The organism is Pseudonocardia ailaonensis (genome assembly GCF_039531635.1).
Taxonomy (GTDB): domain Bacteria; phylum Actinomycetota; class Actinomycetes; order Mycobacteriales; family Pseudonocardiaceae; genus Pseudonocardia; species Pseudonocardia ailaonensis.
The window spans coordinates 76,760-102,333 of the sequence record NZ_BAAAQK010000029.1 but is presented as its reverse complement, the minus strand read 5'-3'; the positions used below and the strand labels follow the sequence as shown (position 1 = coordinate 102,333).

The 25,574-nt window shown below is 73.8% G+C and carries 24 protein-coding genes; 11 read left to right on the top strand and 13 right to left on the bottom strand.

Annotation, left to right across the window (positions count from 1 at the left end):
• The first annotated feature begins 37 nt into the window (after positions 1–37).
• The 3 genes from ABD324_RS35675 (at position 38) to ABD324_RS35665 (ending at position 2,313) form a co-directional block, all read left to right on the top strand.
• Complete coding sequence (locus ABD324_RS35675; RefSeq protein ID WP_344427839.1) at positions 38–499, top strand: DUF4262 domain-containing protein; 462 nt, start codon at positions 38–40, stop codon at positions 497–499.
• 61 nt (positions 500–560) lie between these two features.
• Positions 561–1,553 (top strand): GlxA family transcriptional regulator, encoded by a 993-nt coding sequence (locus tag ABD324_RS35670; protein ID WP_344427836.1) that lies wholly within the window; start codon positions 561–563, stop codon positions 1,551–1,553.
• Positions 1,554–1,674: 121 nt separating this feature from the next.
• A complete protein-coding gene (locus tag ABD324_RS35665; protein WP_344427833.1) occupies positions 1,675–2,313 on the top strand; it encodes a DJ-1/PfpI family protein in 639 nt (212 codons plus the stop codon).
• 139 nt (positions 2,314–2,452) lie between these two features.
• Here the strand turns inward: ABD324_RS35665 and ABD324_RS35660 are convergent, their stop codons facing one another.
• Positions 2,453–2,773 carry a DUF1330 domain-containing protein gene (locus ABD324_RS35660; RefSeq protein ID WP_344427830.1) on the bottom strand — a complete coding sequence of 107 codons (321 nt, stop codon included), beginning with the start codon at positions 2,771–2,773 and terminating at the stop codon, positions 2,453–2,455.
• 159 nt (positions 2,774–2,932) lie between these two features.
• Here ABD324_RS35660 and ABD324_RS35655 point away from each other — a divergent pair, with 159 nt between their 5' ends.
• Positions 2,933–4,141, top strand: a complete 1,209-nt coding sequence (locus ABD324_RS35655) for a thiolase family protein (RefSeq protein WP_344427827.1) — start codon at positions 2,933–2,935, stop codon at positions 4,139–4,141.
• 1 nt (position 4,142) lies between these two features.
• Positions 4,143–4,835 (top strand): SDR family oxidoreductase, encoded by a 693-nt coding sequence (locus tag ABD324_RS35650; RefSeq protein ID WP_344427824.1) that lies wholly within the window; start codon positions 4,143–4,145, stop codon positions 4,833–4,835.
• Positions 4,836–4,961: 126 nt separating this feature from the next.
• Here the strand turns inward: ABD324_RS35650 and ABD324_RS35645 are convergent, their stop codons facing one another.
• The 4 genes from ABD324_RS35645 to ABD324_RS35630 form a co-directional block, all read right to left on the bottom strand.
• Positions 4,962–5,624 (bottom strand): TrmH family RNA methyltransferase, encoded by a 663-nt coding sequence (locus ABD324_RS35645; protein WP_344427821.1) that lies wholly within the window; start codon positions 5,622–5,624, stop codon positions 4,962–4,964.
• A 210-nt stretch (positions 5,625–5,834) separates the two neighbouring features.
• Entirely contained in the window at positions 5,835–6,644 is an 810-nt protein-coding gene (locus ABD324_RS35640) for an SDR family oxidoreductase (RefSeq protein WP_344427818.1), read from the bottom strand.
• A gap of 148 nt (positions 6,645–6,792) precedes the next feature.
• Complete coding sequence (locus tag ABD324_RS35635) at positions 6,793–9,201, bottom strand: AAA family ATPase (protein WP_344427815.1); 2,409 nt, start codon at positions 9,199–9,201, stop codon at positions 6,793–6,795.
• On the bottom strand, positions 9,198–9,836 hold the full coding sequence (locus ABD324_RS35630; protein ID WP_344427813.1) for a hypothetical protein: 639 nt from the start codon (positions 9,834–9,836) through the stop codon (positions 9,198–9,200). Before ABD324_RS35630 ends, ABD324_RS35635 begins: the two co-directional genes overlap by 4 nt.
• A gap of 460 nt (positions 9,837–10,296) precedes the next feature.
• Between ABD324_RS35630 and ABD324_RS35625 the strand changes: the two genes are divergently transcribed.
• The 3 genes from ABD324_RS35625 (at position 10,297) to ABD324_RS35615 (ending at position 14,106) form a co-directional block, all read left to right on the top strand.
• Positions 10,297–11,625: a ferredoxin reductase family protein gene (locus ABD324_RS35625; protein WP_344427810.1), complete on the top strand. Its 1,329-nt coding sequence runs from the start codon at positions 10,297–10,299 to the stop codon at positions 11,623–11,625.
• A gap of 104 nt (positions 11,626–11,729) precedes the next feature.
• Positions 11,730–13,094 carry a DUF4142 domain-containing protein gene (locus ABD324_RS35620; RefSeq protein WP_344427807.1) on the top strand — a complete coding sequence of 455 codons (1,365 nt, stop codon included), beginning with the start codon at positions 11,730–11,732 and terminating at the stop codon, positions 13,092–13,094.
• A gap of 49 nt (positions 13,095–13,143) precedes the next feature.
• Positions 13,144–14,106, top strand: a complete 963-nt coding sequence (locus ABD324_RS35615) for a hypothetical protein (protein WP_344427804.1) — start codon at positions 13,144–13,146, stop codon at positions 14,104–14,106.
• Here the strand turns inward: ABD324_RS35615 and pyrE are convergent, their stop codons facing one another.
• The 7 genes from pyrE to clpB form a co-directional block, all read right to left on the bottom strand.
• Positions 14,107–14,679 (bottom strand): orotate phosphoribosyltransferase, encoded by a 573-nt coding sequence (pyrE, locus tag ABD324_RS35610; protein ID WP_344427801.1) that lies wholly within the window; start codon positions 14,677–14,679, stop codon positions 14,107–14,109.
• The gene (locus tag ABD324_RS35605) at positions 14,676–15,452 is read right to left on the bottom strand and encodes an SDR family NAD(P)-dependent oxidoreductase (protein ID WP_344427798.1); all 777 of its coding nucleotides are present in this window, start codon (positions 15,450–15,452) and stop codon (positions 14,676–14,678) included. Before ABD324_RS35605 ends, pyrE begins: the two co-directional genes overlap by 4 nt.
• A 33-nt stretch (positions 15,453–15,485) precedes the next feature.
• Complete coding sequence (locus ABD324_RS35600; protein WP_344427795.1) at positions 15,486–16,163, bottom strand: type III secretion system chaperone family protein; 678 nt, start codon at positions 16,161–16,163, stop codon at positions 15,486–15,488.
• Between the two features lie 115 nt (positions 16,164–16,278).
• A complete protein-coding gene (locus ABD324_RS35595; protein WP_344427792.1) occupies positions 16,279–17,250 on the bottom strand; it encodes a hypothetical protein in 972 nt (323 codons plus the stop codon).
• Positions 17,251–17,255: 5 nt separating this feature from the next.
• Positions 17,256–17,567: a hypothetical protein gene (locus tag ABD324_RS35590; protein WP_344427789.1), complete on the bottom strand. Its 312-nt coding sequence runs from the start codon at positions 17,565–17,567 to the stop codon at positions 17,256–17,258.
• The gene (locus ABD324_RS35585; RefSeq protein ID WP_344427787.1) at positions 17,564–17,875 is read right to left on the bottom strand and encodes a YbaB/EbfC family nucleoid-associated protein; all 312 of its coding nucleotides are present in this window, start codon (positions 17,873–17,875) and stop codon (positions 17,564–17,566) included. Before ABD324_RS35585 ends, ABD324_RS35590 begins: the two co-directional genes overlap by 4 nt.
• Positions 17,876–18,003: 128 nt before the next feature.
• Positions 18,004–20,616, bottom strand: coding sequence for an ATP-dependent chaperone ClpB (gene clpB, locus ABD324_RS35580; RefSeq protein ID WP_344427784.1), 2,613 nt, complete (start codon positions 20,614–20,616; stop codon positions 18,004–18,006).
• Between the two features lie 192 nt (positions 20,617–20,808).
• Here clpB and ABD324_RS35575 point away from each other — a divergent pair, with 192 nt between their 5' ends.
• Genes ABD324_RS35575 through ABD324_RS35565 form a run of 3 tightly spaced genes read left to right on the top strand, consistent with a single transcriptional unit; the run spans position 20,809 to position 24,304 of the window.
• A complete protein-coding gene (locus tag ABD324_RS35575) occupies positions 20,809–22,068 on the top strand; it encodes an AAA family ATPase (protein ID WP_344427781.1) in 1,260 nt (419 codons plus the stop codon).
• Positions 22,065–23,081, top strand: coding sequence for a tetratricopeptide repeat protein (locus tag ABD324_RS35570; RefSeq protein ID WP_344427778.1), 1,017 nt, complete (start codon positions 22,065–22,067; stop codon positions 23,079–23,081). The genes ABD324_RS35575 and ABD324_RS35570 overlap by 4 nt, the downstream gene beginning before the upstream one ends.
• 47 nt (positions 23,082–23,128) lie before the next feature.
• Positions 23,129–24,304: an FAD-binding oxidoreductase gene (locus ABD324_RS35565; RefSeq protein ID WP_344427775.1), complete on the top strand. Its 1,176-nt coding sequence runs from the start codon at positions 23,129–23,131 to the stop codon at positions 24,302–24,304.
• Between the two features lie 16 nt (positions 24,305–24,320).
• On the opposite strand, the gene ABD324_RS35560 is transcribed toward ABD324_RS35565, so the two are convergent.
• Entirely contained in the window at positions 24,321–25,553 is a 1,233-nt protein-coding gene (locus ABD324_RS35560) for a hypothetical protein (RefSeq protein ID WP_344427772.1), read from the bottom strand.
• Between the last annotated feature and the right edge of the window lie 21 nt (positions 25,554–25,574).

Genomic DNA, 25,574 nt, shown 5'->3' with positions numbered 1-25,574 from the left:
AGATTTTCTGTCGGGGGTCGGGCCTACCGTGCGGCGCATGAACCCCGAGATGCCTCCCGAGACCTCCGCCGCCCTGCTGCACCGCATCGAGCAGTACGAGACCTGGCAGCGCGAGACCATCCGCCGGTTCGGCTGGGCGCTGCAGGCCGTGGAGGGGGACGCGGAGGGGCCACCGTTCGTCTACACGGTCGGGTTGTCCGGCTTCGAGCATCCGGAGCTGATCGTCTTCGCGGTCTCGCAGACCGCGGCCGGGCGGCTGCTCAACCGGCTCGGCGAGTACGTGCGCTCGGGAGGGCGGCTCGGGCCCGGGGACACCGTGGGCCTCCCGGAGGGCCGGGTCAGCCTGCTGTCCTTTCCCGACGCGGCGGGCTGGCTGCTCGGCGCGCAACGGCTCTACCGGGTCGACGGCGGGCCGCCGGTCGCGGCGTTGCTGGTCGTGCCGGACGAGGGCTACCTGCCGGAGGAGGGGGAGGACGGGCAGTGCGCGTGGTGCGAGTGACGGCGGAATCCGTGGGATGCCCGTCGTTGACGCCATCACGACCGGGGGTCACCGTGGAGGCATGACACATCGCGTGGTCCTCCCGGTGTTCGACGGCGTGCAGCCGCTCGACGTCGTGGGACCGCACGAGGTGCTGCGCATCGCCACCCACTTCTGCCGCGCCGCGGGCCGGCCAGGCGGGTACACCGTCGAGCTGGTCGGCGAGCGGCCCGGGCCGGTGCGCTCCGAGACCGGGCTCGCCCTGGTCGCGGAGGGGCCGTTGCCGGCGGGGCCGATCGGCACGCTGCTCGTGCCCGGCGGCGGGGGTGCGCGCGAGCAGCCGGTGGGTGGCGGGATCGTGCCGTGGGTCCGGGAGATCGCACCACATGCCGAACGGATCGTGTCCGTGTGCACGGGCGCGTTCGTGCTGGCCGCGGCGGGCCTGCTCGACGGCTGCCCGGCCACCACGCACTGGCGCTGGACCGGGCGGCTCGCCGCCGAGCACCCGGCGGTCGACGTGCAGCCGGACGCGATCTGGGTGCGGCACGGGCGGATCTGGAGCTCGGCCGGGGTCACCGCCGGCATGGACCTCGCGCTGGCGCTGGTCGAGGAGGACCTCGGCGCGGACATCGCGCAGGCCGTGGCCCGTGAGCTGGTGCTGCCGGTCCGCCGTGCGGGCGGGCAGAGCCAGTACGCGAGCCCCGTGTGGGCGCCGCCCGCACCGCGGCCGTCGGTGCGCGAGGCACAGGACCTCATCCACGCCGATCCGGCCGCCGACCTGCGGGTGCCGCTGCTCGCCGGGCGGGTGGGGATGAGCGAACGGCACTTCGGCCGCGAGTTCACCCGGCTCGTCGGCACCCCGCCCGGGGTGTACGTCGAGCGGGTCCGGGTCGAGGCCGCCCGTGGGATGCTCGAGGCGGGCGATCTCACGGTCACGGCCGTCGCCGCCCGCTGCGGGTTCGGCTCGGCCGAGACGATGCGCCGGGCCTTCCTCCGCCGCCTCGGGGTCGCCCCCGACCACTACCGCCGACGGTTCACCACGACGTCCCGCGCTGGAGGGCTCACCGGCCGCTGAGCAGGCCGAGCGCCGTCCGGGTGCTCCGTCGACCTCTCTGCCGGACCGTCCGGCCCGCCCGCCCCATTCCACCGACCTGCGCACCGCAGGCCGGCGATCCCGTCCGTCCGAAGGAGCTCCGATGCAGGTCGCGATCCCGCTCTACCCCCGCCTCACCGCCCTCGACGCGATCGGCCCCTACGAGGTGCTGCAGCGCGTGCCCGACTTCGAGATCGTCTTCGTCGGGGCCGAGCGCGGGGAGGTCCGCACCGAGAACGGGATGCTCGGCCTGACCGTCGACGCCGTGTTCGCCGAGGTCCCGCGGCCGGACGTGATCGTGGTGCCGGGCGGGATCGGCAGTCGGGAGCAGGTCCGCGGCGGCGCGCTCGTCGACTGGGTCCGCGCGGTGCACCCGACCACCCGCGCCACCACGTCCGTCTGCACCGGGTCGCTGATCCTCGCCGCCGCCGGCCTGCTCACCGATCTCGATGCCACCACCCACTGGGGTGCGACGGAGCTGCTCTCCCGGTACGGCGCGCGGCCGGTCCGGCAGCGGGTGGTGGCGCACCCGGCGCAGCGGATCGTCACCGCGGCAGGGGTTTCGGCCGGGATCGACATGGCGCTCGCCCTCGTCGCGCAGCTGGTCGACGAGACCGCCGCCCGGGCCGCCCAGGTCGGCATCGAGTACGACCCCGAGCCGCCCTTCGACGCGGGCCACCCGGAGAAGGTCGGGCCGGACGTCCTGGGGCGGATCCGGGAGTACGCGGGGATGCGGTCGTGATGCCCGCTGCCTCCGGGGACCGGGCGCGACGACCCCGCGATGCTGCTCTCGCCGGGCCGCCCACATGAATCATGCTGCCGGCGGTGCTCCACCGCCCGGCCGAGCACCTCGGGCACTGCCCTGCCCCGCAGGAGGGCAGCTAGACGAGCACGTCGATCCCGCGGTGGTCCGGCTCGACGCCCTGCACGAGGAAGGTGTCGCTGTCGGAGTTGCGCAGGCGCAGCGGCAGGATCTCCTGATAGGCGGGCGAGCCGTACCAGGCGCGGGCCTCGTCCAGGGTCGGGAAACCGATCACGATCAGCACCCCCGGGAACTCGCCCTCGAGGATCTGCGGCAGGTCCCCGTGGACCACGAAATGCCCGCCGAAGGGCGCCAGGGTGGCGTCGATGCGCTCCAGGTACTCCCGGATCTCGGGGGTGCGCTCGACCCGGCGCATGTGGGCGACGGCGTAGGCGGTCATCGTGTCCTCCGGTGTTCTCGCTGGTGGGACCAGCATCGGCCGGATCGAGGCGCCGGTCGATGACCTCGGAGGTAGTGATCCCGGTCATCGCCCCTTGCTGAGTCTCTCCTGACAACGCAGAGTGAGTTGCAGGGAAGAACTCAGATCGAGGAGGATCCGATGCGGGACGCGGTGATCGTCGAAGCGGTACGCACGCCGGTCGGGAAGGGCAAGCCCGGCGGCGCCTATGCCGAGGTCCATCCGGTCGAGCTGCACGCGCACGCCCTGCGCAGCGTCGTCGAGCGGGTGCCGGGCCTGCGGCCCTACGAGATCGACGACGTCATCGGCGGCGTCGTGGGCCAGGTCGGCGAGCAGAGCGGCAACACCACCCGGTTCGCCGCCCTCACCGCGGGCTTCCCCGAGTCGGTGCCGGCGACGACCGTCGACCGGCAGTGCGGGAGCAGCCAGCAGGCGCTGTCGTTCGCGGCGCAGGGCGTGATCGCCGGGGCGTACGACATCGCGGTGGCCTCGGGCGTCGAGTCGATGAGCCACATCCCGATCGGCAGCTCCGCGGACGTCGACGGCGCCCGTCAGGACGTCGCCGGGCCGGCGATCTCGCGGATCTACCCCGGCGGGCTCATCCCGCAGGGCGTGAGCGCCGAGCTGATCGCGCGGAAGTGGGGGCTCTCGCGCACCCAGCTCGACGAGTTCGCGGCGCAGAGCCACCAGCGGGCCACCACGGCCTGGGAGCAGGGTTTCTTCACCGGCCAGGTCGCGCCGCTGAAGGTCACGCACGCCGACGGCAGCGTGACCCAGCTCGACCGGGACGAGACGATCCGCCCCGGCACCACCGTCGAGACCCTCGCCGGCCTGCGCCCCGCCTTCGCCGACGCGCGCTGGACGGAGCGGTTCGGCGACCTCGACTGGAAGGTCACGGCCGGCAACTCCAGCCCGATCAACGACGGGGCCGCCGCACTCGTCGTCACCACGTCGGAGATCGCGGCGCAGCGCGGCTGGCGCCCCCGCGCCCGGATCCACACCGCGACCGCGGTCGGCGACGACCCGATCCTCATGCTCACCGGGATCATCCCGGCCACGGCCAAGGTGCTGGCGCGCGCCGGGCTGACCATCGACGACATCGACGCCTTCGAGGTCAACGAGGCCTTCGCCTCCGTCGTCCTCTCCTGGCTCGCCGAGACCGGAGCCGACCCGGCCAAGGTCAACGTCGACGGCGGCGCGATCGCGATCGGCCACCCGCTCGGTGCGAGCGGCGCCCGCCTCGCGACCACGCTGCTCGGCGTCCTCGAGCGCACCGGCGGCCGCTACGGCCTGCAGACCATGTGCGAGGCGGGCGGCACCGCCAACGCCACCATCATCGAGAGGCTCTGACATGGACATCGCCGGCAGCAGCGCCCTGGTCACCGGGGCGAACCGCGGCTTCGGCCGCGCGCTCGCGACGCAGCTCGTGGAGCGCGGCGCGAAGACCGTCTACGCGGCGGTGCGCGATCCCGCCACCGTGACCGACGACCGGCTGGTCCCGATCCGGTTCGACGTCACGGACGCCGAGTCGGTGCGGCGGGCGGCCGCTCAGCTCGGAGACGTGGATCTCGTGATCAACAACGCCGGGATCGGGGGCGCGGGATCGCTGCTCAGCGGGGACATCGAGGGCGGCCGCGCCGTGCTGGAGACGAACTTCTTCGGCCCGGCCACGGTGATCCGCGAGTTCGCGCCGGTCCTGGGCCGCAACGGCGGCGGCGCGGTGGTCAACGTGCTGTCCGTGCTGTCGTGGCTGACCTCGCCCTCCTTCGGGGCCTACGCGGCCTCGAAGGCGGCCGCCTGGTCGCTCACGAACTCGGCGCGCGCCGAGCTGCGCGGACAGGGGACGCAGGTGCTCGGGGTGCACGTGGGCTTCATGGACACGGACCTGATCGCGAGCATCGACGCCCCGAAGCTGGACCCCGCCGCCGTCGCCACCCAGGTCCTCGACGCCCTCGAGTCCGGCGCGGAAGAGCTCTTGGCGGACGACCTGAGCCGAGAGATCAAGTCCCGCCTCACCGGCCCGCCCTCAGCCCTCACCACCTGACACCCCGCGAGTCGGCACTTTCCGTAGGCCGAAACACACGCTGACGACGCCACCCCCGCCGCCGAGATGAACCTCAGGGCGATTCGATCATGGTCGAAATCGCCCTGAGGTTCATCTCGGCTCGGGTCACCAGGCCTGGTCGAGGTCGGCGTGCTGCCGGATCCACGTGTGCAGGGTGATCCCGGCGGCCACGCCCGCATTGATCGAGCGGGTGGAGCCGAACTGGGCGATGGAGACGAGCACGTCGGCCGCGGCCCGGGCCTCGGGCGTGAGGCCCGGGCCCTCCTGCCCGAAGAGCAGCACGCAGTCGCGCGGGAGGGCGGCGGTCTCGAGCCGCACCGACCCCTCCGTGTTGTCGACGGCGACGACCGCGAGCCCGTGCTCCCGGGCGAAGGTCGCGAGGCCGGCGACGGAGTCGTGGTGGTGGAGCGTCTGGTACCGGTCGGTGACCATGGCGCCCCGCCGGTTCCAGCGCCGCCGTCCGACGATGTGGACGGCCGAGGCGGCGAAGGCGTTCGCGGTACGGACGACCGTGCCGATGTTGTGGTCGTGGCCGAAGTTCTCGATCGCCACGTGGAAGGGGTGCGCCCGGGTGGCCAGCTCGGCGACGACGGCCTCGCGGCGCCAGTACCGGTAGGCGTCGACGACGTTGCGGCGGTCGCCGTGCTCGAGGAGCTCGGGATCGTAGCGGGGGTCGTCGGGGAGGGGGCCCGGCCACGGGCCCACCCCGACCTGCCCCGGGACCGCCCACTCGGTCGCGCCGGGCTCCTCGTCGCTCACCCCGGACATGATCCCGGGCGACGTCGCCGGTGTGTGTCTCGGCCCCGGGCACGCTGCTCATGGCGTCCCCGGCGGGTGTCTCGGCCTCGATCCTGCTCGATGCCGACCGCGCCCGACATGCCGACTCGCTGTTCTCCAGGGACGTCGCAGATGTGTGTTTCGGGCTACCGAAAGTGCCGACTCGCGGGGTGTGTGGGCTCGGGCTGGGATCGCGGGGGCTCAGGGGCGGAAGGACGCGGTGTGGGTGGAGGCCCAGGTCGCGAAGGTGGTGGCGGGGGTGCCGGTGATCTCCTCGACGAGGGTGTTCGGCCGCGCCTCCCACTCCATAGCGCCCTTCAGGATCGTGTCGACGTACCACTGCGCCTGGTCGCCCATCGTCCGGCCGAGGACCTCGACCGCGCGGTCCCGGCTCACGGTCTCGAAGCGGAGCGGGGTGCCGAGGGCGGCGGCGATCCGGTCGAGCAGGTCGGTCCGCGTGAGGACCTCGGGGCCGGTCAGGGGGTAGGAGTGGCCCCCGTGGCCCGGGGTCGTCAGGGCCGCGGCGGCGACGCGGGCGATGTCGTCCATCGCGATCGGGGTGCTGCGCCCCTCGGGCCACGGCTCGTGCACCGCGCCGTCCGCGATGATCTGCGGGGCCCAGCTCACGGTGTTCTCCATGAAGTCGCCGGGCGAGAGGTGTGTCCAGTCGAGGCCACTCGCCTCGACCGCCTTCGCGACCCCGCCCCACCAGCTCTCGTGCTCTCCGGACAGGTCCACCACGTACCCGACGCCGGCCTCCCGGGCGATCCGCAGCACGTCCTCGACGGTCTCGGGCGTCGGCGCGAGGTAGGCGGCCGTCACGCCCTCGAATGCGGCGGGCAGGGTCTCGACGCGGCGCAGGTATCCCTTCGCGACCTGCACCTGGGCCGGGAGTGCGGCGCGGGCGGGGTTCGTCGTCAGGGCCCGGACGTCGGTCGCCCCGCGCGCCAGCAGATGGTCGACGACCTTGCGGCCGATGTTGCCGGTTGCCCCTGTCACCAGGATCGTCATGGAAGACACGGTACACCGTACGGAGATCGTGGGCTCACCGAACAGCCGGGCCGGCGGGCGTCGCAGATGTGTGTTTCGGGCTCCCGAAAGTGCCGACTCGCGGGGTTGGCGAGCCGGCACTGCCGGGCTGGTGAGGCGCTGGTGAGGGTTACGGGGCGGGTTTCGCCGCGGCCGTGGAGCCTTCCTCGCGCTCCCGGATCGGGGGCAGCGCCAGGCGGACGGGGGCGTGGGCGCGGTGGGCGCCGGCCGCCGCCGAGTGGTACTCCTCCAGCTGGGCCAGGAACTCCGGGTCCGCGTAGATGCGGCCGTCGAGGGTCACGCCTTCGCGACCGCTCAGCACCGCCTCGACGTCCTCGCCGGTCAGGGTCTTGTGCGTCTCCAGCGCGTGGGCGATGGCGAGCACCGACGACCGGTTCTCGGTGAGGATCTCCTCGGCCTTGTCGAGCAGGGTGGCGAGGTGGTCCTCGATGCGGTCCGCGAGGGCGCGGCGGAGCATCTTCTCCGTCTCGCCGTCCTTGCCCGGGGCCCCCTTGCCGCCGCCGGGCGAGCCGACCTCGAGCCGCCGGGCCGAGGAGTACGACGAGACCGTCGCCCCCATGCCCCAGAAGCCCTCCATGAACGAGGCCACGGTCGTCGCCGACTCGAGGTCGCCCGAGACCCCCGAGGAGGAGTCGCCGTCGAAGAACATCCGCTCGCCGGCGAGCGACGCCAGGGACACAAGGATGTCCGCCTCGTACTCCGAGCGCCAGCGGGTGAACTGGTCCTCCGGCGGGATACTCGCGACCATGCCGAGGTAGTCGCTGCCCTTCTCGATCGTCGCCAGGTCGATCTCCATGTGCTCGCGCACCCGGTAGGCGACGACGGCGTGGCAGCCCTCGTGGACGGCGACGGCGTGCCGTTCGCGTTCGATGTACTCGACGTCCTCCGGAGGGCCGAGCTCCTTGAGCTGTTTGGCCTTCATGAGGTCCCGGTAGGTGATCACCTCGCGGCCGTCCCGGATGGCGGTGATCAGGCCCTCGTTGACCAGGTCCTTGATCGTCGCGCCGGTGGCGTACGGGGTGATCGTGGCGAGCTTGTCCAGGTGCTCGTCCGTGATCTCGTGGGGAACCTTGTCGAGGTAGCCCTCGTACGTGCGGATCCGGCCCGCCTTGGACGGGTAGCCGACGCGGTAGATCCGGTCGATGCGGCCCGGCCGCAGGAGCGCCTCGTCGAGCGACTCCGGCATGTTCGTGGCCATCATGACCAGGATCCGGTACTTCGGCGGCGCCTTCGGCCGCATGCCCAGGGCCCGGCGCCCCCAGCGGTTGAGCAGGCCGCGCGGCTTCTTGAGCCCGGAGAGCTCGGTGAGCAGGGCCTGCAGCGTGCCGCCGCCCCCACCCCCGCCACCCTGCATCCCGCCCATCATGAAGCGGCTGCGCGTCTCCTCGACGGGCGGCGCCTGGGACATCGAGTCCCGGAACAGCAACGACTGGGTGTCCCGGGAGAGGTACGAGAAGCCGTGGCAGCCCGAGCCGTGGAACGGGGGCGGGGTGAAGCCGCGCGGCGCCCCGCCGGGACCGGTGCCCGCGAGCGAGCCGCGGTTGCCCAGCGCGTCCGCCTCGTCGAAGAAGACGATCACGCCGCCGTAGCGCAGCGAGAGCTTGCGGAGCTTCCGGAACAGCGACTTGACCTTGAGGATCCCGACGCCCATGAACATGTTGATGAAGGCGCCCGGGTCCACGAAGACGTACGGCTTGCCGGTCTCGCCCGCGACGGCCTCGGCCATCAGCGTCTTGCCGGTGCCGGGCGGGCCCCAGAGCAGGATGCCGCCGGGGACGTAGCCGCCCTTGGCCTCGATCTCGTCCGGCTTCTCGAGGAACATGATGTTCTCGCGGATCCGGTTGACCACGTGGTCCTGGCCCCAGACGTCCGTGAAGCGGGTCTTGATGTCGTCCGGGTAGTAGGTGTCCACGCCGCCGCGCGAGAGCAGCCAGAACAGCCCGATGAACTGGAACGCGACGAAGAAGAACGCGAACGCCAGCTGGGCGATGAAGGGCAGCGCCTGCCAGATCAGCGCGGGCGCCTGGAAGACCGCGAGGAACGGCGAGGTGGCCAGGGCCGCGCCGGCGACGAGGGCCACCAGGACGATGAGGGCCGCCCACTTGACCACCCGGGCGATCCGGAACCGGGTCCAGTCCGACCAGCGGCGCTTCATCATCCGGTCCGTGCCGCCGAAGACCTTCTGCGTCCAGAACACGTGGTACGCCGACCAGCGTTCGGACACGAAGAAGTGGATCTGGCGCAGCAGCTCGAGGCCGGCCAGCCAGATCAGCCACTGCGTCTCGTACACCTGGATCTTGAAGGCGTCCGAGAACGTGATCAGCGGGTTGTCCGCCACCTGCGACCAGACGACGATCAGGAAGGCGACGACGAACAGCAGGAGCAGCTTGCTGCGGTCCCACCAGGACGCCTTCTTGCGCCGAGCCTCGACCTTCTCGGCCGGCGGCTCGTGGTGCGCCTCGGGCGCGTCCGGCGGCGGAGGGCTCCCGGGCATCCCCGGGTCGTCGATGATGGTCATGGGCCCTCCCGAACCGTGAAGGAGTTGACGACGTTCTCGATCTCGGACTGCCGTTTCTGGAAGCAGTCCGAGGAGCAACGCGCCATCGCGAAGTACAGCTTGCTCGCGTCGTCGTTGAGGTAGCCGACCTGGTCGAAGACCTGCGGGTCGCCGTTGTTGATGCGGTAGGTGTACACGGAGTGCACGCCGCGCACCCCGTCACCCGGGGTGAGCACCTCGTCCGCGACGAGCTGGAAGCCCGTCATCCCGCTGCTCTGGCCGCCGAGCTGCTGGGTCTGGCGCGCCGAGTCCGACACCGGGTTCATGAAGTCCCGCACGGTGTCGAGCGAGGCCTGGCCGCGCGACTGCGCGGGGATCGCGAGCACCGCGACCAGGATCGCGGGCGCCGCCGCGGACTCCCCGATGAGGTGCGAGAGCGAGGGCTGGGCGTCGGAGTCGTACGCCTGCACCCACGCGCCCTGCGACGAGTCCTTCGCCGCCTCGACGCCCAGCTGCGCCTTCAGCTCACCGGGATCGACCTGCCGCCAGGTGGTCGGGACCTTGAGATAGGTCCGGTCCCCGGAGTTGGTGACGTAGTTCCACGACGGCGCGCCACAGCCCGCCACGAGGGCCACCACGAGCCCGGTGACGGCCATGAGCAGCGTTCTCGTGTGCCCACGACCGGATCCGGGTGGCCGCGTGCGTCCCACCATCGAGTCTCCCCCCGCCGTGACTGTTCCGTGACCTTTGAGTATGCGGCACGAAACGGCTCGGACACTGCACCGTTCAGGTTGCGAAGAGATTTCGTCCCCGGATCTCCTCGCGTGGCGCCACCGTAAGGGCACCGCGCGCCGGCCGCCTCGCGCGGGCGCCGGACGCGTCCGTGCATCGTGCGCCGTGCGGCTACGGACCGTCTGCCAACGGTGGCGTTGCGCGACCAAATGGCGCCACGGGCACCCCAACCTGAAGGGGTTGCTCGGCGATCAGACCAATTGGGCGCGCGTTCGGAGTCATTCGGGCCGCAGAACTGCCGTCGAACCCGCCCCCGGCACCGTCGCCCGGTGCCACTCTCAGCTTGCGCACCCCGACCCCGGGCCGCTGCCTACCTTCGCCGCCGTGGAACGGACGACGGTCTCGGACTCGCCCTCGAGGGGCGCCCGCCGGGCATGGGTGACGGCGCTGCTGGTGGTGCTCGCCGGCCCTGCCCTGGTGCACCTCGCGCAGTCCGAGCCGCTCCCGTTCTGGCGCCAGATGTCCGTGGTGACGGGGCTCGTCGCGCTGTCCGCGCTGGTCTGCGCGGCTGCATTGCCCTCCCGGCTGCGGGGTCTGACCAGGGCCTTCGGCATCGAGACGGTCGTGGGGCTGCACCGCCAGCTCGGCATCCTCTCGGCGGTGCTGATCGCCGCGCACCTGGCCGCCGTCGTCGCCGCCAACCCGGCACAGGTGGGGCTGCTGGCCGTGCCGAGCGCCCCGGGCCGGGCCAAGGCGGCCGTCGGCGCGAGCATCGCGCTCGCCGCGCTCGTCGTCCTCGCCCTGCGCCGCCGGCAGCGCTACGAGGTCTGGCGCTGGCTGCACCTGCTGCTGGCCGTGCTGGTGCTCGGGCTGTCGGCGCTGCACGTGCTCTGGCTCCGGCACCTGGTGACGGACGCCGTGATGGGGCCCGTGCTCGCCGGACTCGGCGTCCTGGTGATCGTCGTGTTCGCGATGCGCTGGTGGGGACGCGGGATGCTCGACGCGGGCGGCGAGTTCGCCGTGCAGGCGGTGCGGGCGGAGAACCCCACCGTCACCACGCTCGTGCTGGCGCCGACCGGGCGGCACGGCGGGCTGCGCTTCTCGCCCGGCCAGTTCGCCTGGGTGCGGCTGCAGCGCTCGGCGGTCGAGGAACACCCGTTCACGATCGCCAGCAGCGCCCACGATCCCGGGCACACCGAGTTCACGATCCGCGGCACCGGGGACTTCGCGTCGTCCGTACGGGAGCTGCGGCGCGGGCAGTCGGTGTGGGTCGACGGGCCGTACGGCTCGTTCACCTGCGACTCCGTGCCCGCGGCGGGGCTGGTGCTGATCGCCGCGGGCGTCGGGATCACGCCGATGATGAGCATGCTGCGCACCGCCGCCGACCGGGGCGACCAACGCCCGCACCGGCTCGTCTCCGTGGCCCGGGACACCGGCGACCTGCTGTTCCGCGACGAGCTCGCGATGCTGCGCCGGTACCTGGACCTCGAGGTCACCGAGGTCCTGCGGCGGCCCTCCGGGCCGTGGGCGGGGCACACCGGCGAGGTCGACGCCGCCCTGCTCACGGGCGTGCTGAGCACGCTCGATCCCGATGTCCGCCACGACTACTTCCTCTGCGGGCCGCCGGCGATGGTCGCCGACGTGCTCGCCGCCCTGACCGCCCTCGGCATCCCCGACGACCGGATCCACACGGAGCAGTTCGACATGGCCTGACCCCCGCACCACCGGTCCCGCTCCCCCTCGCGACCGGTCCCCACCCGGCCACCGGCCGGCTGCCCACGCTCCCCCGCAGGGCCGCTCCCCGAAAGGTCCCCCCGATGCTGCACCGCATCCCGCGCTCCGTGCGCTGGGCGCTCCTCGTCGCCGTGCTCGGCGCCGTGACCGTGTCCGTCGTCCAGTCCTGGACCAGTGCCGCCCCGGGCACGGGCGGCTGGACCCAGACCCAGTGGGGCCCGATCGGGCCCGCCGACCGCGACTTCCTCGTGAAGGTCCGCCAGGCCGGGCTCTGGGAGATCCCGACCGGCCAGCAGATGGCCCAGCAGGCCACCAACCAGCAGGTCCGCGAGACCGGACAGCACCTCGCCGAGCAGCACACCGTGCTCGACCAGCTCGACCGCGACGTCTCCGACAAGCTCGGCGTCCAGCTGCCCAGCCGGGCCAGCGACCAGCAGATCGCGTGGATGAACCAGATCTCGTCCACCACCGGCACCGACTACGACAAGGTCGCCGTCCAGCTGCTGCGCCAGGCCCACGGGATCGTGCTGCCGGTCGTCGCCACCACCCGGGTGGGCACGCGCAACGAACTGGTCCGCCAGTTCGCCGACACCACGTTCCAGTACGTGACCGGGCACATCGCGATGCTCGAGGCCACCGGGCTGGTCGACTACTCGGCCCTGCCGGAAGCGCCCTCGCCCGGGATCTTCGGCGGCGGCACCTCCCCGGCGGACATGATCGTGCCGGTGATCGTCTTCCTGGCCGCGGCCGGCGCGGCGGTCGGCCTGCTGGTCACGCTGCGGCGGGGACGGCGCAAGCCCCCGGCGGTCGCCGCCGCGGCCACGGGCAGCCAGCTCGCGGCGCTGCACTCGCCGGCGGTCGTCACGGTCCCCGCCCCGCGCGACACACCGGACCCACCGGCGTTGCCCGGCGGCTCCCCGGCCGGTCACCGCAGGCGGCGGGGTGACACGGGTGGGATCCCGGTGGTCGACGTGCTCGACGAGCGCGCGGGCCGGGTGTCCGACACGGGACGGACCCGCGCGACGACGGACTCCGGGCGCTACCGGGCCGTCTCCGCCACCGACCGGTCCCGCGCGGTCACCGACACCGGTCGCACGCGGGCGGTCACCGACACCGGCCGCACCCGGTCGGTCGAGGACTCCGGGCGCTACCGGGCGTCCGCCGTCGACGAGCACCCGCCGGTGTCGGGCCGCTCCCGGGCCACCACGGACTCCGGGCGCTACCGGGTCCCGGCCGAGCCCGGCCGGCGCCGGCGCGGCGACACCCGCGCCGGGGGCGTCGAGGACACCGGCAGCCACCGGGCCCGCACCGCCGACTCCGGCGGGTACGCGGCCGTTCCCCGCCGCCGGCGCGCCTCCGACTCCGGAAACTTCCGCTTCGACGACCTGCTCGACCCCCAGGACACCGGGGCGCACTCCTCCGGGCGCGGCTCCCGCCGCCGCTCCTGAGCACGACCCCCACGGCTCCCCAAGCCCCGACACCGAGGATCGACCGACGATGGACCCCTCACGTTCCACCCGGCTGCGCCGGGTCCTGCTGACCACCGCCGCGGCGGCCGTCGTGGTGCTCGTCCCCACGGCCTGCGACCAGGCGATCGCCGCGGACCGCATCCCGACCGGCCCGAACGCGGGCCAGCAGAGCGGCCAGTACACCGGCCACTCGGGACACACGGCGGCCGCGTCGACCACTGCCGCGACGCCGCAGGGCGGTGCCCCGTCCCCGGGTGCGCCCGCCTCGCAGGCCGCCCAGCCCGGGGCCGCCCAGCCCGGGTCGGCGCAGCCCGGGTCGGCGCAGTCCTCCGGGGCCGCACCGTCCTCGCAGGCCGCGCCCTCCTCCTCGGCCGCCGCGCCGCCGTCGTCGCAGAGTGCGGCGCCGTCCTCCTCGGCCGCGCCCGCGCCGAACCAGCCCAACAACGGCCTCGAGGTGCTCGCCCGGGACTGCAGCAAGAGCGATCTCCCGCCGCACACCGGCTTCCAGGTCGCACCGGCCTGTGTGGACACCGAGTTCGGTGAGGTCGGGGCGGCGAACAAGAACCCGTCGCTGCTGATCACGGACGCGCCGACGAGCGTCACGGCCGGGCAGGCGTTCCAGATCAAGGTCAGCACCCGCAACCTGGTGCGCGACCGGTTCCTGGGCGCGGCGGCAGGCGGCTACTACCTGGAGTCCTCGCTGCTCGACGGCAACGGCATCCAGCGCGGCCACTTCCACACGGCCTGCCGGATGCTCGCCGACGAGAACCTGGCACCGGTCTCGGGGGACAAGCCGGCGTTCTTCGTCGCCACCCAGGACGGCTCGGGCGGCGCCACCCCGGACACGGTGACGATCGACGTGACCGGCCTGCCGTCCAAGGGGATCGCGCAGTGCGCCTCCTGGGCGGGCGACGGCTCGCACCGCATCCCGATGATGCAGCGCGCCGACCAGACCCCGGCCTTCGACGCCGTGCGGATCACCGTGAACTGATCAGAGGCCGAGGTCCGCGAGGCCGAGGAGCGCCCGGTACTGGGCGCCCTCGGTCTCGATCGCTTCCCTGGCGCCGGTGTCCCGGTCGACGACCGTGACCACGCCGGCGACCGTGGCGCCCGCCTCGCGCACCGCGCGGACCGCGGTGAGCACCGAGCCGCCGGTGGTGGAGGTGTCCTCCACCACCAGCACGGTGCGGCCGGCGATGTCCGGGCCCTCGACGAGCCGCTGCATGCCGTGTTCCTTGGTGGACTTGCGCACCACGAAGGCGTCGACGGGCGCGACCGACGGATCGGCGGCGCGCTCGGCCTCAGTGGCGTGCAGGACGGCGGTGGCCACCGGGTCGGCGCCCAGGGTCAGCCCGCCCACGGCCGTGTACTCCCAGTCCGCCGTCAGCGCCCGCAGCAGCCGGCCGACCAGCGGCGCGGCCTCGTGCTGCAGGGTGACCCGGCGCAGGTCGACGTAGTAGTCGGCCTCCTTGCCCGAGGCCAGCGTGACCTTGCCGTGCACCACGCCGAGCTCGCGCACGAGCTCCGCGAGCCGCAGCCGGTCGGTGTCGAGATGTGTGCTCATTCCCCGCGTTCCCGTTCGAAGGTCGCGACCAGCCGGCGCATGACCCGCCGCGGCAGGATCCCCGCGACGCCGCTGATCGCCTTGTACTGCAGGCTCGGCACGGACAGCACCCGGCCGTCCGCGAGATCGGACAGGCAGTCGTCGACCACCCGGGAGGCCTCCAGCCAGAGTGGACCGGTGCGGGAGCCGACGTCCATGCCCGCCCGTTCGTGGAACTCGGTGCGCACGAACCCGGGGCACAGCGCGAGCGCGCGCACGCCGGTGCCGGTGAGGGTGGCCGCCACGCCCTCGGTGAACGCCGTGACCCACGCCTTGTCCGCGGTGTAGGTGGAGCCGCTGCCGGGCAGGAACCCGGCCACGCTCGACACGTTGACCACGGCGCCGCGGCCGCGGTCCACCATCCCCGGCAGCACCGCGCGGGTGAGCTGCAGGACGCTGGTGACGTTGAGCTCGAGCTGGGCCTGCAGGTCCTCGGGCGAGGTGTGCAGGAACGACGAGCGCTGCCCCATCCCGGCGTTGTTCACGAGCAGGTCGACGGGCGCGACGTCCGGATCCGCGAGCCGGCGGATCACCCGGGCCCGCTGGGCGGTGTCGCTCAGGTCGGCCGGCAGCACCTCGACGGACACCCCCGCCTCCCGGTACCGGGTGGCGGCCTCCTCGAGCCGCTCGACGGTGCGGGCGACGAGCACGAGATCGCGCCCCTCGGCCGACAGCCGGTCGGCGAACGCGGCCCCGATGCCCGAGGTGGCACCGGTGATCAGGACGGTGGGCACGCCGCGAACACTAGTCGTCCGCGGCCCGGCGGATCACTGCGAGCGGGGGTGAGCTCCGTCCACCGCGTGCTCGAAGGCGGTCGCGACCTCGGCGAGATCCGCCAGCAGGTCCTGGGTGCGCTCGGGGTCCGCGTCGACGGGCGCGGCGGCGAGCACCCAGGAGTCCTCGGCCCAGAGCAGCTCGATGTCCTGGCCCACCGCGTCCGCCGCGTCGGCGAGCCGGGGGGTGAGCAGGGGGCGGATGGTGTCCGCGTCGGAGACGAACGAGTAGCGCTGGCCGACCGGCTCCAGCAGGTCGAGGCCCGCGCCGTCCCGCTCGGGGAGCGGCGCGGTGGGCAGCCGGAGCTCGACGGCGGCGGGCAGCGACTCCCGCAGCTCGACGCCGACGACGACGGCGTGGACCGTGCCCTGCTGCTCGTGGTCGAACACCACTCCGTTGCGACCGCCCTCGGGCGTGGGCACGGTGCCGCTGGCCAGGTTCCGGGCGATCCCCGGTCCGCCCTTCTGGACGGTGCCGTAGTGCCAGCGGCTGGTCAGCACGGGGTCGCTCTCGTGGAAGTCCCAGTCGTGCAGGGCGGCCCAGCGCTTGCGGTCCTTGGCGCCCCCGGTGGGCGACGCGGCGGGGCGCCCGCGGTCGGCGACGAGCAGTGCCACGCCGACCAGCAGCGCCACCACGGCGATCACGAACCAGACCCACGACGGGATACCCACGCGGGCGACCCTATCGCCGCTGGCCGGGAGAGTGCGGGAACGCCACGATCACCCGACCGGTGATGTCGCCGAACGGCGCGAAAGGGACCGGCGGGCTCTCGGTGACGTTCCCGGGTCAGTTCCGCCCGTCCGTCCACCCGTCGAGCGTGGCGGCGGCCTTGCCGGTCTCCTTCCCGACCTCGACCGTGGCGTCGACGGCGAGACCGTGGAGGTCGTTCGCGTGGTCGCCGCCGAACGGCTCGGTGATCCGCCGGGCTCCGGCGACGCCGACGCGCTCGAAGGCCTCACCGACCTCGTCGGCCGAACGCAGGGACGTCCCCAGGCTGATCCGGCGCTTGCCCGCGTCGTCGAGGTGGGACCACACCGCCCTGGTGTTCTCGATGTCCGCGCGCATCCTCCCGATCCAGGACACCGACCTCGCCAGGTGCTCCATGAGCTCGTCGATGCGCTGGACGATGCGGCGGCCGAGCGAGACGGCCTCGATGACCGTCGGGGCCACGGCGACCGCGAGGAGCAGGCCGGCGCTGAGGATCGCGCCGATCGCCCACTCCACGATCCGGGCGACGAACTCGGCGACGGCGTCCCGGATGAGCGAGCGTTCGACGCCGATCAGCCCGGCCGTGCGGACCACTTGCTGGGCCAGCGCGTCGCAGGACGCGGCGAGCTGCGCCAGCGCCTCGGCCTCGCGGTGGGCGGCCCCGGCCGCGGCGTCCACCGCCGTACCGGTCCAGCTGCCCACCTGCGGGTTCGCCCTCGCCCTGGCCTCCGCCGCGAGCGCCTGCGCGCCCCGGTGCCAGTCCTCGGCGCCGGCGACGATCCGGGCCGGGTCGCCGGCGAGCCAGTCGAGGGGCTCCCGCAGGAAGGAGATGTGTTCGATCAGCCAGCCGGCTGCCGACCGGAGTCCCTCGCCGACCGGATCTCCCACGAACTTCAGCGCGTCCAGCCCGGCCCCCGCCGCGGCGGCGGCGATGCCGAACGCGTCCTGGTCGAGGATCGCCGAGCCGAGGTCGTAGCCGCTCGACGCGGGGCCGGCACCGTCGAGCGGACCGGCGGCCTCCTCGGCGGTGGGGACGAACGTGCTGGTCATCACGGTCATCGCCCGGGCCTCCGGGCCGCCCGTTCCAGGGCCAGGGCCTGCGAGAGGTCCTCCTCGCGGTAGGCCGCGGCGGAGGCCCGGACCCGGGACGCGGAGGCGAGCAGGCCTCGTCGGGCGGCCTGGATCCCGGACACCGCCCGGGCCGACGCGTCGATCGCCGCGCCGGCGAACAGGCGCCCGACCACGCCGTAGGCGTCGGCGGACAGCGGGACGTCGACGGGGGTGTCCGAGGCGAGGTTCTGCTCGGACCGTTCGAGAGCGGCGGCCCGGGTGTCGAGGGCGTCGGGGTCGACGCGGAACCCGGTCATCGGTTCAGCAGGGGGCCGAGGGCCTCGGTTGCGCGGCGGGTGACCTCGGCGGAGGCGCTCGCGGTGGTCGAGACCACCAGGGCCGCCAGGCGTTCCCGGCCCAGCGCCTCCGCGGTGGGGCCGAGCACGAGGCCGGAGAGGGCGCCGGTCCTGTCCACGGTCGCGCTCACCGCACCGTCCGGGCTGGTCACGGTCGCGGTGAGGCCGTCGATCTCGGCCTGCGCCCGCTCCGCGCGCTCGCGCAGGTCGTCGAGGCGGCGGCGGTAGTCCTCGAGCCACACGGCCCCGTCCGGCTGGTTCCCGTTCATGGGCGCGGACCGTACGGAGCCGGCGCCGGTCCCGAGGGCGATTCCGGGAGACCTGTTCACCATCGGGAACCGGCCCGAACGGTCGTGAGTGGCGATGGTCGCCAGGGCGACCATCGCCACTCACAGGGTCACAGGGCTGCGGGGATGCCCTTGCCGACGACCAGCCCGCCGGTGCCGCCACCGGCGGTCGGGTCGAGGTCGACGCGGACGGTGTCGCCCTCGCGGACCTGCCCGGCAAGCAGCTCCTTGGCCAGCTGGTCGCCGATGCTCGACTGCACCAGGCGGCGCAGGGGCCGCGCACCGAAGACCGGGTCGAAGCCGTTCATCGCCAGCCACTCGCGGGCCCCGTCGGACACCTCCAGGGTCAGGCGGCGCTTGGCCAGGCGGGTCCGCAGGACGTCGAGCTGGATGTCCACGATGTGGGTGAGCTCCTCGGTGGACAGCGCGTGGAAGACCACGACGTCGTCCAGCCGGTTGAGGAACTCGGGCTTGAAGTGCCCGCGCACCACCGACATCACGGCGTCCCGGCGGCCCCGGTCGTCGAGCGACGGGTCCGCGATCGCCTGGCTGCCCAGGTTGGAGGTCAGCACCAGGATCGTGTTGCGGAAGTCCACGGTGCGGCCCTGGCCGTCCGTGAGCCGGCCGTCGTCGAGCACCTGCAGGAGCGTGTCGAAGACGTCCGGGTGGGCCTTCTCGACCTCGTCGAACAGCACCACCGTGTACGGGCGGCGCCGCACGGCCTCGGTGAGCTGGCCGCCCTGGTCGTAGCCGACGTAGCCGGGAGGGGCACCGACGAGACGAGCGACGGAGTGCTTCTCCGAGTACTCGCTCATGTCGATGCGGACCATGGCCCGCTCGTCGTCGAACAGGAACTCGGCGAGCGCCTTGGCCAGCTCCGTCTTGCCGACGCCGGTGGGGCCGAGGAAGAGGAACGACCCGGTGGGCCGGTTCTCGTCCGCGATCCCCGCGCGGGCGCGCCGGACCGCGTCGGACACGGCGCGCACGGCCTCGGCCTGCCCGACGACGCGGCGGCCCAGCTCGTCCTCCATGCGCAGCAGCTTGGCGGTCTCGCCCTCCAGCATCCGGCCTGCGGGGATGCCGGTCCAGGCGCTCACGACGTCGGCCACGTCGTCCGGGCCGACCTCCTCCTTGAGCATGACCTCCTCGTGCTTCTCGGCGACCGCGACCTTCTCCGCGAGCTCCTTCTCCAGCGCGGGGATCCGGCCGTAGACCAGCTCGGACGCGCGCGCGTAGTCGCCGTCCCGCTCGGCCCGCTCGGCCTCGCCCTTGAGCCCCTCGAGCTGCTCCTTGAGCTCGCGGGTGGCCTCGATGGCGCCCTTCTCGTTCTGCCAGCGGGCGGTCAGCGCGGAGAGCTCCTCGCGCTTCTCGGCCAGCTCGGCGCGCAGGGCCGCCAGCCGCTCCACGGAGGCGGCGTCGGACTCCTTCTCCAGCGCCATCTCCTCGATCTCCAGCCGGCGCACGGAGCGCTCGACCGTGTCGATCTCGACGGGCCGGGAGTCGATCTCCATGCGGAGCCGGGACGCGGCCTCGTCGACCAGGTCGATCGCCTTGTCCGGCAGGAACCGCGCGGTGATGTAGCGGTCCGACAGGGTGGCGGCGGCGACGAGCGCGGTGTCCGTGATCCGGACGCCGTGGTGCACCTCGTAGCGCTCCTTGAGGCCGCGCAGGATCCCGACCGTGTCCTCGACGGACGGCTCGCCGACCAGCACCTGCTGGAACCGCCGCTCCAGGGCGGGGTCCTTCTCGATGTGCTGGCGGTACTCGTCGAGCGTGGTGGCGCCGACCATCCGCAGCTCGCCGCGGGCGAGCATCGGCTTGATCATGTTGCCGGCGTCCATCGCGCCCTCGCCGGTCGCGCCGGCACCGACGATGGTGTGCAGCTCGTCGATGAACGTGACGACCTCGCCCGCCGAGTCCGTGATCTCCTTGAGCACGGCCTTGAGCCGCTCCTCGAACTCGCCGCGGTACTTCGCGCCGGCCACCATGGACCCGAGGTCGAGGGACACGACGCGCTTGCCGCGCAGGGACTCCGGGACGTCGCCGGCCACGATCCGCTGGGCCAGGCCCTCGACGATCGCGGTCTTGCCGACGCCCGGCTCGCCGATCAGCACGGGATTGTTCTTGGTGCGCCGCGACAGCACCTGGACCACGCGGCGGATCTCGGTGTCCCGCCCGATGACGGGATCGAGCTTGCCCTCGCGGGCCCGCGCGGTGAGGTCCTGGCCGTACTTCTCCAGCGCCTGGTAGGTGCCCTCGGGATCGGGGCTGGTCACCCGGGACGAGCCGCGGACCTTGGTGAAGGCCTCGCGCAGCGCCTCGGGGGTCGCGCCGTGCCGCTTGAGCAGCTGGGCCACCGAACCGCCCGCCTCGGCCAGGCCGACGAGCAGGTGCTCGGTGGAGACGTACTCGTCCCCCATCTCGGTGGCGAGCTGCTGGGCGGCGGTGATCGCCCCGAGCCCCTCGCGGTTGAGCTGGGGGGCGCTGACCGTCGAGCCGGCGGCCGACGGCAGCCGGTTGCCGAGCTGGGTGAGCTCGGCCCGGACCGCACCGGCGTCCGCCCCGACGGCGGCGAGCAGCGGAGCGGCGATCCCGTCACCCTGGGCCAGCAAGGCACCGAGCAGGTGGGTGGGACCGACGTCCGGGTTCCCGGCGAGCGCGGCGGCCTGGGCGGCCGCGGAGATCGCCTGCTGGGTCTTGGTGGTGGGATTGAAGGAATCCACCTCGTCGTCTCCTCGGATCGTGAGTCTCCGGGGCCATGGTAGCCCCGTCGCTAGGGACAACGGCAGGAAACTTGAGTCTGTTCCACTCAAGGAGAAGTTCTCTGGATAATCGACGGCGATGAGCGAGCGTGCGAGCGAACCATCGGCGCAGTGCCCGCGCGAGGCGCCGACCGAGCGGAGCGAGGGAGAGCGTTGAGCGATCCGCTTCTCACGAGCCTGCTCGCCGCGGTCGAGGCCGCGCCCGACGACGTGCCGCTCCGGCTGCACGTCGCCGAACTGTTGCTGGCCCGCGACCGGGGGCCGGAGGCGCTGCAGCACTGCAGCGCCGTGCTCGCCCGCACCCCCGGGGACGCCACCGCGCTGGCACTGCTCCAGCGGATCACCGCCAAGCTGTCCGGGATCTCGGACACCCGGCCGCTGCCCACGGTGCATCCGCCCACCGAGCCCTTCCCGATGCGCGCGCTGCCGGCCCCCACCGGGAACGACCCGGGCGCGTTCGACTGGGCGGGCGCCGAGGAGCAGCTCAAGGACGTCTCCCCGGCGCCGGCCTTCGTCACCGGGGATCCGGTGACCGAGGAGGTCGAGCGGGCCGAGCGCCCGTCCGTCCGGCTCGCGGACGTGGCCGGCATGGAGCAGGTGAAGGAACGCCTCGAGCTGGCCTTCCTCGGCCCGATGCGCAATCCCGGGATGGCCCGCGCCTTCGGCAAGGCCCCCGGCGGCGGGCTGCTGCTCTACGGGCCGCCCGGCTGCGGCAAGACGTTCCTGGCCCGCGCGGTGGCCGGCGAGCTGGGCGCCGGGTTCACCGAGATCGGGATCGCGGACGTGCTCGACATGTGGGTCGGCACCTCCGAGCGCAACCTCGCGGCGATCTTCGCCGCGGCCCGGCGCAAGGCACCCCACGTGCTGTTCTTCGACGAGGTCGACGCGCTGGGTCAGAAGCGCAGCCACCTCACCCACAGCTCCACGCTGCGCAACACGGTGAACACGCTGCTCGCGGAGATGTCCGGCGAGAACGAGGGCGTGTACGTCCTGGGCGCCACGAACCACCCGTGGGACATCGACTCCGCGCTGCGCCGCCCCGGCCGCTTCGACCGGATGCTGCTGGTCCTGCCGCCGGACGAGCCCGCGCGCGCCGCGATCCTGCGCGGCCGCCTGGAGCAGCGGCCGGTCGAGGGGATCGACCTGGCCCGGCTGGTGAAGGCCACCGAGCACTTCTCCGGTGCCGATCTCGTCCACGTCTGCGACACGGCCGCCGAACGCGCGCTGGCCGACTCGATGCGGACGGGCCGGGTGCGGCCGCTGTCGATGAAGGACCTGCTCACGGCGGTCAAGGAGATCCGGCCGAGCACCGGGCCGTGGTTCGCGACGGCGCGCAACGTGGCCCAGTTCGCCAACCAGGACGGCGGGTACGACGAGCTGGCGGCGTACCTCAAGAAGAACCGCCGGCTGTGAGCTCCGCCGCGGCCCGCGCCGAGCGGCTCGGCCTGCTGGGCCGGGTCGAGGAGGCGGAACGGGTCGCACGCGAGGGGCTGGCGGAGGCGCCGGACGATCCGGAGCTGCTCGGCGCGCTGTCCGCGACGCTGCTGCGCGCGAAGCGGCACGACGAGGGCCTGGCCGCGGCCGAGGCCGCCTGCGCGGCGGCTCCCCGGGCCGAACGGCCGCACCGGCTGCGGGCCCTGCACCTGTCGATGCTCGGCCGCCATCCCGAGGCGGTCGAGGCCGGGCACCTGGCGGTCTCGCTGGAGCCGCACGAGCCCGCCGCGGCGCGCGCCCACACCACGGTGCTGCAGCGCGCGGGGCGGCTGGCCGAGGCGCTGGCGGAGGCGCGGCGGGTGGTCGCGCTGATCCCCGACGAGGCCGCCGCGCACCTCGTGCTGGCCGACGTCGCGAGCGACGCGGGGGACCGGAAGCTGGCGCGCGCCGAGTACGAGGCCACGCTGCGGATCGACCCGGAGAACGCCGCGGCGCGGCACGATCTCGCCCTGCTCGACGCCCGCACCCGCCGGCCGGCCCGGGCACTGGCAGGCCTGATGGCGGCCGGGCGGCTCGATCCGGCGATGCCGGAGGTCATGCGGACCGTCGTGGTCGTGCTGTGGCAGCTGTCCTGGCGGTTGCGGATCTGGTTCGCCCTGGTCACGGTGGTGGCGCTCGCGCTCTCGGCCGATCCCGCGGCGGCGCGGATCACCGCCGCCGCCGTGCTGGCGACGACCGGGGGCCTCGGCTGGTGGACCGTCCGGGACCTGCCACGGGGGACCGCCGCCGTGGTGCGGCGGGCGGTGCGCGGCGACCGGCCGCTGACCGTGACGTTCGTGACGCTCGCGCTGTGCGTGCTGGTGTACGTCGCGGTGCTGGTCACCGGGGTCGGGGCCGCCGCCGCGGGGGTGTGGCTGATCCTGGTCGCCCTGGGCTGGATGACGCTCGGCGTGCGCCTCGTCCGGAGGACCCCGCGTCACCCGCACCGGTGACTCTGAGCTAATCTCCCGCCACACACCGTGCATGTTGTGGAGGACGCATGGCCGCCGTCACCCTGGTCCCGCCGCTCGATCAGGGGACGGAGGAGCTGCCCGCCGCGCGCAGCACCCGCCGCACCGCGCAGCTCGTCCGGCGGATCCGCACGGCCACCGCACCGTACTCGGACCCGCTGGCCCGCCGCTTCCACGCCGAGCTCTTCGCCCGCGTACCGCGCAGCCGCCACCTCTTCCCGGTGTCCCTGGCGGGCGCGGAGGGCCTGCACGCGATCCTGTACGCGCTGGAGTGCGTCGACCGGCGGGACGACCTGTACTCGGCCCTGCACGCCCTCGCGGACGATCCGCGGCTCGCCGGACTGGTCGTCACACGGGAACGGGACGTCGACGCCTCGCTCGTCGCCGCGCTCGGCGCGCACGCGGGCGAGGAGTGGACGGCCGAGGGCGAGTGGGCGGTGCGCGAGGCGTTCCGGCTGGTCGCGGGCGCGCTGCGGACGATCGCGCCGGCCCGGGTGCCGGAGGTGCGGCACGCCGAGGTGATCGCGCACCGGCGGATCGGCTGGGACCTCGCCGTCCTCACCGTCCGGCCGGAGCGGCCGCTGGCCTACCGGGCCGGGCAGTACCTCGATGCCGAGACCCCCCGCCGTCCGCAGCTGTGGCGGCGGCTGTCGCCGGCCAACGCCCCCCGCGCCGACGGCACGATCGACTTCCACGTGCGCGCGGTCGAGGGCGGCTGGGTGAGCCGCTCGATCGTGGCGCACACCCGGCCCGGGGACGTGTGGCGGATCGGCTGCCCGCGCGGGCGCCTCGTCGCCGACGCGGCCGGCCCGGACCTGCTGATGGTCGCCGGGGGCACCGGGGCCGCGCCGGTGCTCGCGATGGTGGAGGAGCTGGCCCGGGCACCGCGCGCACCCCGCGTGGACGTGGTGGTCGGCGGGCGGACCTGGGCGGACCTCGTCGCGTTCCCCGCGCTGCGCCGCCTCGCCGACACCCATCCCTGGCTGCGCGCCGTCCCCGTCGTGGAGGACCCGGCGGACACCTCCGGGGCCGAGCACGGGACCGTCGCGGACGTCGTGACCCGGCAGGGGGCCTGGGCGGACCGGAGGGTGCTGCTCAGCGGCTCACCGGCGATGATCCGTGCCACCGCGGGCCGGATGCTCGTCGCCGGCACCCCGCTCGACCGGCTCGTCTACGACCCCTTCACCACCCGCGAGTGGCAGTAGGCCCCGTCAGTCCTCGTCAGTCCTGCTGGACCTGGTCGATCGACGCGTTCGTCCCCGACTGGTCCCAGCTGGGCCAGATCGGGAACAGCGCCATGGCCGCGGACACCAGCAGCGCCACGACGAGGAGCCGGCGCCCGGGCGGGCCGTCGGCGTGCCGCGGCGCGGGGATGATCACGGCGTCCCGCCGCAGCAGCACCAGGCTCGCCACCATCGCGACGAACGCGAAGCCCCACCAGCGCCGGTAGTCGTCCCCCACCGCGCTGAGCGCCAGGGCCCCGAACCCGTAGAGGCTCAGCAGCGCCAGGGCCCAGCGCGGGTGGACGTGGCCGAGGTACGTCCAGAGCAGGCCTGCGGTCAGGGCGTAGCAGCCGCCCAGGACGACCGCGCAGAACAGGATCGTCAGCGGCGCGATGCCGGCGGTGTGCACCAGCGCGTCCCGGGTGGTCTGGCCGAGCGCGGAGATCGAGTTCTCCTCCGACCGGGACAGCGGGATGCCGGCCGCGGACGCGCGCTCCATGATGGTGAGCAGGGTGCCGACGCCCGGGCGCACGACCAGCGAGGCCGCGGCCAGCGCCAGACCCGGCAGCACGGCGAGCGCACCCCAGCCGACCCGCTCGGCCGTGGTGCGGCCGAGCCGGACGGCGGCGAGCAGCGCGAGCGGGCCGAGGAAGGTCAGGGAGATCTCGAGCGACCCCACCCCGACGACGACGGCGAGGGAGATCCCGAGCACGCGCAGCAGCGGCACGGTCCGCCGCCTCGCCAGCAGCACGACGGCGACGACACACGCGACGACGATCGCGTCGTACCGGCCGCGGTTGATCACCGCGAGGGTGAGGGTGAACGGCGAGGCCAGGACCAGCGCCGCCACGACCACCCGGTCCTGCGGCGAGGGGGTCGCGCGGACGGCCGCGACCGTGAGCGCGGCGAGGGCCGCGAGCACCAGCAGGACGAGCAGGACCGCGACCACCGAGGCGGCGAACACGCCCGGCGGGCGGCCGAGCACCGCCTCCAGGACCGCGCCGGGGAGCCCGCGTCGCACGAAACCGTCGCGGTAGGAGACCCAGTAGGCGCTGGCGTTGTAGAAGCCGGCCATCGTGTCCGGGGCGAGCGCCCCGAGGCCGAGCCACTTGAGGCAGTACAGCGCCGTCCAGCCGAGCACCGGCGTGACGACCCACAGCTCGAGGGCGGTGCGTGGCCGGAGGTCGCGCAGCCTGCGAGAGGGCCGGCGTACCCCGGTCTCCGTGATCACGTCTGCTGAAGCGGCGCGACC